Raw genomic sequence first — 8,155 nt, 5'->3', positions numbered from 1 at the left:
GGCGTCCCGGCCGGCGCCTCCGCGTCCCTGGCCGCTCCGGCGGGCCGCTCGTCGCCCGTGGCGGCCGACGCGTCGGCAGGATGGGAGGCGTTGGCGGGCGCGGGCGTCTCGGGGTCCCCGGCGGTCCCGGCGGATCGGTCCTCGTCGGTCGCGGCCGGCGTTGCGGCCCCGTCCTCCTCGCCGGAGGCCTCCGCCCGGGCGTCGGGCTGCTGCGCGGCGGCCTCCTCCTCGACGCTCTCGGGGCGGAGGGGCGGGGCGTCGGGCGCCTCCTGCATGGGCTGGGCGGCGGGGTCGGCGGGCTCCTCCCCGGCGGCGGGCGCGTCGGCGCTCCCGGCTGGCGGGGCGTCCGTGGCGGCGGTGGTGGGACGCTCGGCCTCGGCGCCGATCAGGCTGAACTCGATGCGGCGGTTGGCCTCGCGGCCCGCCTCGGTCTCGTTGGAGGCGATGGGGTCGGCCTCGCCGAAGCCCCGCGCCTCGAAGCCCGCCACGGGGACGCGCTCGGCGCGCAGCGCGGCCAGCACCGCCTCGGCGCGGCCCTGGCTCAGCTCCAGGTTCGAGGACTCGCGGCCCTGGCTGTCGGTATAGCCCGCGATCCGCAGCCGCAGGTCGGGGCAGGACCGCAGGATCTCGGCGATGGCCTCGATGACCGGCTCGCCCTGCGAGGAGATGGTGTCGGAGCCCGGCTCGAAGGTGATCTTGGCGGCGTCGGTGACGGCGGTGATCTTGGCCAGGCACTCCTGCGGCGTGGGCAGCGCGGCCAGGGGGTCGAGCGCCTCGACATAGGCGACCTCGATCTCCAGGTCGGCGTCGGGGCCGAGCGTCTCGATGGCGCGGGCGGCGATCTCGTCGCGGGCGGCGGCGTTGCCGGTGCGGCCGGCGACGACGATGGCGTCGGGCGTCACGGTGACGGTGCCGTCGGCGAGGCGCGAGAGGGCCTCGATGCCGGCCAGGACGCGCATCGACCAGCCGGGGGGAAGGCCCCCGGGGCCCGGCCGGGTCGCCATGGTCACGTCCTCCGCGCCGAAGCGGGCCTGGGCGAAGGCGCGGGCGAGGTCGCCCATGCGCGCGTCCTCGATGCGGCCTCTCAGGCGCACCTTGCCGTCCTCGGAGAGGGAGGCGCTGAACTCGGGCGGGCCCTGGGGCGTGTCCGCCGCGTCGGGCACCGGACGCCGCGCGTCGAGAGCGAAGACGTCGGGCAGCGCCCCGTCGAGCTCGGCCGAGACGCGGTCGAAGAGCGCGGCGTCGGTGGTGGGCGGCACGACCAGCGCCACGTCGGCGTCGGACATGGTCAGGGTCCCGGCGCCGAGGTCGTGCAGGGCCGCGACCCCCTGGGCGGCCGCCTTGCCCCAGTCGGTCGTGGGGGCGCCGAGGCCCAGGCGGCAGTCGAGCGGCCCCTCGGCCCCGGCGGCGAGCGCCGCGGCGAGGATGGCGTCGCGGGCCTCCTCCGAATCGGCGGAGCAGGCGTCGAAGGCAAACTTGCCGTCCTCGATCCGGGCGCGCAACGTGAAGGGGGCGATCACCGGAAGGGGGGCGGAGACCGAGAGGGCGAGGCGCAGTCCCTCCGGGGCCATGCGGGTGAGCTGGGATTCCAGGCGGCGCTGGTCCTCGGGCGAATCGGAGATCGCCTCGATGGAGACGCGGCCCGGGGCGACCGAGATCTTGGCGCGGGGCAGGGCCTCCAGGGCGTTCACCGCGTAGTCGAGCGCGGTCTCCCAGCCATCCGGCACCGGGTAGTCGGCGACCTGGAGGAGGTCCGAGACCTCCTGGCCCTCCGTGGCCTCGCCGATCTCCTCGACCACCTCGTCGCGGTCGGTGTCGGCGGGGACGAGGCCGATCAGGGAGACGCCGGCGTCGTTCCGGAGCACCTCCAGCGCGAAGTCGGGCGGGTCGATGGGCGCGGCGTCGGCCACGCGCATGTTGTCGATGACCCGGGCCCCGTCCACGACCTTGGAGGCCGAGGAAATGGCGTTGAAGCGCTCGGCCTCGGTGGGGGCCTCGCCCTCGAGGACGACCTGGAGGCCGTCGCCCAGCACCGAGGTCCAGCCGAAGCCGTCGACCTTCAGCCGGGCCGCCACCGCCTCGACCGAGCGGTCCTCCACCACGCGGGCGATGGTCTGGCCGGCCGCGACCGCGAGCCCGCCGGCGCAGAGGAACGCCAGGGCGGCGAGAAGAGGAGGCGAGAGCTTCATGGGCGGATTTTCGGCAACTGTGGCGCTTGGGCAACCGCCGCTTCTTAGGCGGGCTCGGCCCGCGCCACAATCCGGGGGGCCGGGGGACGGCGGAAAGCCGCGCCCGCCCGGGACCTACGCCAGGGCCGCCAGGGCGAAGGCGACGGCCGTGATGAGCCCGGCGTCGCGGTTGGATCGGAAGAGCCTCAGGAGGACCCGGGGGTCCTCCGGGTCGAAGCGCTGGAGTTGCCAGGCGAGATGCCAGCCCATGGCCCAGGGGCCGGCGAGCGCGAGGATCAGGGCGAGGGGCGAGGCGTCGAGCGCGGCGACCACCACGGCGAGGCCGATGAGCAGGACGGTCGCCACGAGGAAGCGGCGCAGCCAGAGGGGCGTGGCCTCTCCGAAGAGACGGGCGGTGGACTTCACGCCGATGACCGCGTCGTCCTCCACGTCCTGATGGGCGTAGATCGTGTCGTAGAAGAGCGTCCAGGCGATGCCGCCGAGCCAGAGGGCCACGGCCGGCCATTCCACCCGCCCCGCATGGGCGGCGTAGGCGAGGAGGGCGCCCCAGTTGAAGGCCACGCCCAGGACGGCCTGCGGCCACCACGTCACCCGCTTGGCGAAGGGGTAGAGCGCGACGGGCACGAGGCTCAGGACGCCGAGGCCGATGGCGACCGGGGGCAGCGTCAGCAGGATCAGGAGCGACAGGCCCGCCTGCGCGGCGAGCCAGAGGAGCGCTTGTCGCACCGTGACCTGCCCCGAAGGAATGGGCCGGGCGCGGGTGCGGGCGACGCGGGCGTCGATGTCGCGGTCGGTGATGTCGTTCCAGGTGCAGCCCGCGCCGCGCATGAGGAACGCCCCCAGCGCGCAGGCCAGCGCGATCCATAGGTCGTAGTGGGAGGGCCGCGCCCCCGTCGCCACCAGCGCGAGGCCCAGCCCCCACCAGCAGGGCAGCAGCAGGAGCCAGGTCCCGATGGGCCGGTCGGCGCGGCTCAGGCGCAGGTAGGGGCGCCAGGCGCGCGGGGCGTGGAGGTCCACCCAGTTCGCGGGGGCGGCGTCGGGGACCGCTCCGGGCTCTGGCGTCTCGATCGTCCCGCTCATAGGCTTCGTTCCATGTCCAAGGTCCGCCTTCATCTAGACCATCCCCTCGCCGAAGGGCAGCCCGTGCCGCTGGGCGAGGACCAGGCGCACTATCTCTTTGGCGTGATGCGGCTCTCGGTCGGGGATCGTCTGTCGGTGTTCAATGGCCGTGATGGGGAGTGGGAGGCCGAGGTCACCGATGCCGGCAAGCGCGCCGGGCGGCTTAGGCCGCTTGAGCAGACTCGCCCGCAGGAGATGCCGCCGGACCTCTGGCTGCTCTTCGCGCCGATCAAGAAGGCGCGGACGGACTTCATCGTCGAGAAGGCCGCCGAGATGGGCTGCCGGCGCATCCTGCCGGTGCAGACCGAGTTCACCAACAGCGAGCGCGTCAAGGCGGAGCGGCTGCGCGCCCACGCCGTCGAGGCGGCCGAGCAGTGCGGCGGCGTCTTCGTCCCCGAGGTGGCCGAGATGACGCGGCTGCGCGACCTGCTCGCCACATGGGACGCGGGCCGCACGCTCTGGTTCTGCGACGAGACGCTGGCGGGGGGCGTCGGGCCCGTGCCGGAGCGGCACGAGGGGCCGGGCGCGGTGCTGGTCGGGCCCGAGGGCGGCTTCTCGGAGGAGGAGCGGGGGCGGCTGCGCGCGCTGCCCTACGCGCGATCGGTGCGGCTGGGCCCTCGCATCCTGCGGGCCGACACGGCGGCGGTGGCGGCGCTGGCGCTCTGGCAGGCGACCTGCGGGGACTGGCGGTGATCCCGCCGCGGCTCCATGTGCTGACGGCGCTGGCGTCCCCGATGGCGCTGGTGCTGCGGCGGGGGCCGGCGGGCGTCGTGGCCTCGCTGGGCTGGGACCGGGCGAGCGGGGAGGTCATGCGGGGCCAGTGGCTGCGCGGGCGCATCTACGAATACCGCGCCGACATCTCGCCGGACGGGACGCACTGGGTCTACTTCGCCGCGCGGGGCGGCTACGGCTGGACGGCGGTGGCGCGGGTGCCCTGGCTGCGGGCGGTGGTCTATCTTCCGCAGAACAGCACCTGGTGCGGTGGCGGGGCCTTCACGCCGGAGGGCAAGCTCTGGTTGAATGGAGCGTCGCCCCTGACGGTGGAGCAGGCCAAGGAGGTCCGGCCCGCGCCGACGGACGCCTACCCGCATTCGACGGACGGGCTCCATGGCGGCAACCTCCATGCCGCGATGCTGGAGCGGCGGGGCTGGCGGCGCGAGGGGCAGGCCTACGACGCGGTGCTGCGGCGCGACCTGCCGGGGGGAGGCCGGATCGAGCTCTCCTTCGCGATCCACGCCCGGAACCGGGCGATCGTCTCCAGCCGCTACGCAACGGTGGATGCGACAGGCGCGCGGACGGCGCAATCGGAGTGGGAATGGGCCGACCTCTGGCGCGACCGGCTCCAGTTCGCCGCGCGGGGCGCCCTCTGGGAAAGGCCGCTCGCGGGAGGAGAAGCGCGGCGTCTGCACGACCTTTCGGGGCTCGCCTACGAGGAGGTCCGGGCGCCCTACGAGGGGGTCTGGGCGTGAGGGTCCTGCGCCCCGAGGCGGCGCTCCTGCTGAGACGGGGCCGCGAGGCTCTGGCGGGGGCGGCGCTGACGCTGGCGGCGATCTGGCTGGGGCTCACGAGCTACGGGATCACGCGCTGGGTGGCGGTTGTGCTGGGCCTCGGCGGCCTCGCCCTGGTCTGGACGGGGGTGCAGCGCTGGCGCTTCGGGCGGGGCGGCGGAGGCCCCGGGATCGTGCAGGTGGACGAGCGGCGGCTCGTCTACTGGGGGCCGCTGACCGGCGGGGTCATGGACATGGACGCGCTGGCGCGGCTCGACCTCGACCCGGGCGCGAGGCCCGCGCATTTCATCCTCACGAGCCTGAGGGGCGAGCGGCTGGAGGTGCCGGTGAACGCCGAAGGGGCGGAGGCGCTCCTCGACCTCTTCGCGGCGCTGCCGGGCTTTCCGACCGAGACGATGCTGCAGGCGCTGAATCGGGCCGAGGGGCCGGTCGTGACGCTCTGGCGCGTGCCCAACGTGATCGTCCTGCCGCCCCGGGAGCGGCGGCGGCTTCACTGACCGATGCGCTTGCGGAAGGCGGCCTGGGCGGGGACCGAGAGGCCCCGGTAGACGGCCTCGAGCAGGTCCACGAGCTGCTTCTCGCCCGACTTCTCGTGGCCGGGCTCCTCCACCGCCAGTTCGAGGAATCGGGTGCGGGCGTTGGGGGCCCGGCCCTGACCGTGGCGCAGGAACAGCTCGCGCAGGCGGCGCAGGTGCTTCTCCTGCCGGCGGGGATCGGCCACCGGGGCGAACCAGGCCGAGAGCGCGGCGTCGGAGCGGCGTCCGTCGAGCCTCTCGCTGACCGCGAGGTAGGTCGCGGCGTCCAGCCCCCGGTGCCCGGCCCAGAGCGCGAAGGCGTAGCGCCACTCGCCCTCGGCCTTGAGCGCGATCCAGGCACGGGGATAGGCGAGGCGGGCAGCGAGGTCCGGCGAGCGGCGGAGCTCGCGTTCGAAGGAGAGCACGCCGTCCCGCGCCTCCTGCAGGGAGGCGACCGTCGCCGGGATCCTGTCCGCCATGCGCTTCTCCGATGCCATGGGCGAGGTTTGCCCGCTTCGGGACCTGTCGCAATCCCTTTCCGCAGGGGATGAGGCGGCCCGGTCCATTGACACCGGGGGGCCGCGCGGCACCTGTCACCGACACACGATCCCGAGAGGCTTCTCATGTCCATTCCCCAGTCCGGCGGCGGCCCCGTCGAGGACCCCCGGCAGCTCGCCGAGTATCTGGAGAGGGGCTGCAAGCCCGAGTCCGATTGGCGCATCGGCACGGAGCACGAGAAGTTCGGCTTCCTCACGGACACGCTGGAGCCCTTGCCCTACGACGGCCCCCGCTCCGTGCGGGCGGTCCTCGACGGGCTGGCCGCGAAGGGCTGGGAGCCGCTGCGCGAGGGCGAGGCGGTGATCGGCCTCAAGAAGGGCAAGGCGAACGTGTCGCTGGAGCCTGGGGGGCAGCTCGAATTGTCGGGCGCGCCGCTGCGGCACATCCACGAGACGGCGGAGGAGCTGGATTCGCACCTCGCGGAGGTGCGCGAGGTGGCCGAGCCCCTCGGCGTGGCCTTCCTGGGGATCGGCGCGGCGCCCGTGTGGACCCATGAGCAGATGCCGGTGATGCCCAAGGGGCGCTACAAGCTGATGACCGCCTACATGGGCCGCGTGGGCACCCACGGGACGCAGATGATGTACCGGACCTGCACCGTGCAGGCGAACCTCGACTTCGGGTCCGAGGCGGACATGGTGAAGAAGCTGCGGGTGTCGCTGGCGCTGCAGCCGGTCGCCACGGCGCTGTTTGCCTCCTCGCCGTTCTTCGAGGGCAAGCCGAACGGCCACCGGAGCTGGCGGTCGCGCATCTGGCGGGGGCTGGACGACGCGCGGACGGGGATGCTGCCCTATGCCTTCGAGGACGGCATGGGGTTCGAGCGGTATGTCGACTGGGTGCTCGACGTGCCGATGTACTTCGTCTACCGCGACGGCAAGTATATTGACGCGCTGGGGCAGAGCTTCCGCGACTTCATGGCGGGGCGGCTTCCCGCGCTGCCGGGCGAGGTGCCGACGTTGTCCGACTGGGCCGACCACCTGACGACGGTCTTCCCCGAGGCGCGGGTGAAGCAGTTCATCGAGATGCGCGGCGCCGACATGGGCGACCGGGCCCACACGCTGGCGCTGCCGGCCTTCTGGACGGGCCTGACCTACGACCAGGGCGCGCTGGACGCGGCCTGGGACCTTGTCAAGGACCTCGACGAGGGGACGCGCGAGGGGCTGCGGGTCGCGGCCTCGGAGCGGGCCTTGCAAGGGGAGGCGGGGGGCCTGCGCCTCCTCGACCTCGCGCGCGCCGCCGTGGGGATCGCCGAGGAGGGGCTGCGGGCCCGCGCCGCGCGGGGGATGCCGGACGAGCGGGCGTTCCTCCGGCCGCTCTGGGATTCGGTGGGGTCCGGCCGGGTGCAGGCGGACGATCTCCTCGCGGCCTTCGAGGGCGAGTGGGGCGGGGACATCGACCGCGCCTACGGGACCTGCCGGCTCTAGCACCTGTCACCGGAAGGCCCGGCGCGGCGCACATGACGCCAGCGTCATGCGCCGCCGCTTGACAGGCGGGGACGCGGCACCTTGGTTGGCCGCACAAGGGCGGCCAAGACCGCCCCGGGGCAGCATCAGGAGAGCACCATGCGCGACTTCTTCATCCGGGGATTCGAGGCGATCCTCAGCATCATCCTCATCGTCGCCGCCATCGGCATCGTCATCGCGGCGGGCGTCGCCGCCTTCGGCAACGCCTCGATCGAGGGCGCGCCGGCCGGGATGCAGGGGCCGCTCGCGGGCCTCGCCATCCTGATCGTGGGTTTCATCGGCCTGATCGTCTACGGCGGCCTGCTCTACCTGGGCCTCGGCATCTACCACAACACGCGCCGGACGGCCGAGTTGCTCGAAGCCCGGGGCGGGCGTCTCTGATGGCCGAGGAGGAGGGCAAGCCCGTCAAGGAAAAGCGCCCGCAGCGGGTCTTCACCCTTCTCGTGGAGGTCGGGCGCAAGGCCGACGACGGGCTGCCCGAAGGGGCGACGGGCGGCGCCCTCCTCTGCTATGCCGCCGGCGTGGACGAGGCCGAGGCCGTGCGCGAGACGGTGGCGGTGCTCAAGGAAGCGGGCCTCGCGCCGCTCGACGTGTCGGGCTACGGCACCCTGGAGGAACGGCTAGCCGAGGGGCACGACATCGACGAGGAGGAGCGGGCGCTGATGGACCGGGCGCTGGCCGACAACGCGGTGGTCGTGTCGCAGATGACGCCGTTCTACGACAAGGCGTGAGAGGGCCGCCGTAGGGTGGGGTTCACCCCGCCATGTTCGCTCCGGTGGCTGAGGTCGCATGGCGGGGTGAACCCC

The 8,155-nt window shown here is 73.9% G+C and carries 9 protein-coding genes; 6 read left to right on the top strand and 3 right to left on the bottom strand.

Annotation, left to right across the window (positions count from 1 at the left end; translation table 11 throughout):
• Together RUMESO_RS07645 and ubiA are read right to left on the bottom strand one after the other, a co-directional pair.
• Nucleotides 1–2,189 (bottom strand): OmpA family protein (locus tag RUMESO_RS07645; RefSeq protein WP_082483409.1); only part of this gene is annotated, 2,189 nt, incomplete at its 3' end.
• Nucleotides 2,190–2,303: 114 nt separating this feature from the next.
• Nucleotides 2,304–3,269, bottom strand: coding sequence for a 4-hydroxybenzoate octaprenyltransferase (gene ubiA, locus RUMESO_RS07640; protein WP_037279321.1), 966 nt, complete (start codon nucleotides 3,267–3,269; stop codon nucleotides 2,304–2,306).
• A gap of 12 nt (nucleotides 3,270–3,281) precedes the next feature.
• On the opposite strand from ubiA, the gene RUMESO_RS07635 reads away from it, so the two are divergent.
• The 3 genes from RUMESO_RS07635 to RUMESO_RS07625 are packed head-to-tail and all read left to right on the top strand — an operon-like array spanning nucleotide 3,282 to nucleotide 5,313.
• Nucleotides 3,282–4,001 (top strand): 16S rRNA (uracil(1498)-N(3))-methyltransferase, encoded by a 720-nt coding sequence (locus RUMESO_RS07635; RefSeq protein ID WP_037279319.1) that lies wholly within the window; start codon nucleotides 3,282–3,284, stop codon nucleotides 3,999–4,001.
• Nucleotides 3,998–4,777, top strand: a complete 780-nt coding sequence (locus RUMESO_RS07630; RefSeq protein WP_051521110.1) for a hypothetical protein — start codon at nucleotides 3,998–4,000, stop codon at nucleotides 4,775–4,777. The genes RUMESO_RS07635 and RUMESO_RS07630 overlap by 4 nt, the downstream gene beginning before the upstream one ends.
• Nucleotides 4,774–5,313: a hypothetical protein gene (locus RUMESO_RS07625; RefSeq protein WP_051521109.1), complete on the top strand. Its 540-nt coding sequence runs from the start codon at nucleotides 4,774–4,776 to the stop codon at nucleotides 5,311–5,313. The genes RUMESO_RS07630 and RUMESO_RS07625 overlap by 4 nt, the downstream gene beginning before the upstream one ends.
• Here RUMESO_RS07625 and RUMESO_RS07620 read toward each other — a convergent pair.
• Nucleotides 5,307–5,810, bottom strand: a complete 504-nt coding sequence (locus tag RUMESO_RS07620) for a hypothetical protein (protein WP_156362741.1) — start codon at nucleotides 5,808–5,810, stop codon at nucleotides 5,307–5,309. The two genes, RUMESO_RS07625 and RUMESO_RS07620, sit on opposite strands and share 7 nt — an antisense overlap.
• 144 nt (nucleotides 5,811–5,954) lie before the next feature.
• Here RUMESO_RS07620 and RUMESO_RS07615 point away from each other — a divergent pair, with 144 nt between their 5' ends.
• From RUMESO_RS07615 to RUMESO_RS07605, 3 genes are all read left to right on the top strand, one after another.
• Complete coding sequence (locus RUMESO_RS07615) at nucleotides 5,955–7,310, top strand: glutamate--cysteine ligase (RefSeq protein ID WP_037279315.1); 1,356 nt, start codon at nucleotides 5,955–5,957, stop codon at nucleotides 7,308–7,310.
• Nucleotides 7,311–7,448: 138 nt separating this feature from the next.
• On the top strand, nucleotides 7,449–7,730 hold the full coding sequence (locus tag RUMESO_RS07610; RefSeq protein ID WP_037279314.1) for a hypothetical protein: 282 nt from the start codon (nucleotides 7,449–7,451) through the stop codon (nucleotides 7,728–7,730).
• Nucleotides 7,730–8,080 (top strand): hypothetical protein, encoded by a 351-nt coding sequence (locus RUMESO_RS07605; protein ID WP_037279312.1) that lies wholly within the window; start codon nucleotides 7,730–7,732, stop codon nucleotides 8,078–8,080. The genes RUMESO_RS07610 and RUMESO_RS07605 overlap by 1 nt, the downstream gene beginning before the upstream one ends.
• Nucleotides 8,081–8,155: the final 75 nt, after the last annotated feature.

The organism is Rubellimicrobium mesophilum DSM 19309 (assembly GCF_000600335.2).
GTDB classification, from domain to species: domain Bacteria; phylum Pseudomonadota; class Alphaproteobacteria; order Rhodobacterales; family Rhodobacteraceae; genus Rubellimicrobium; species Rubellimicrobium mesophilum.
This window is presented reverse-complemented; position numbering and strand designations above follow the sequence as displayed.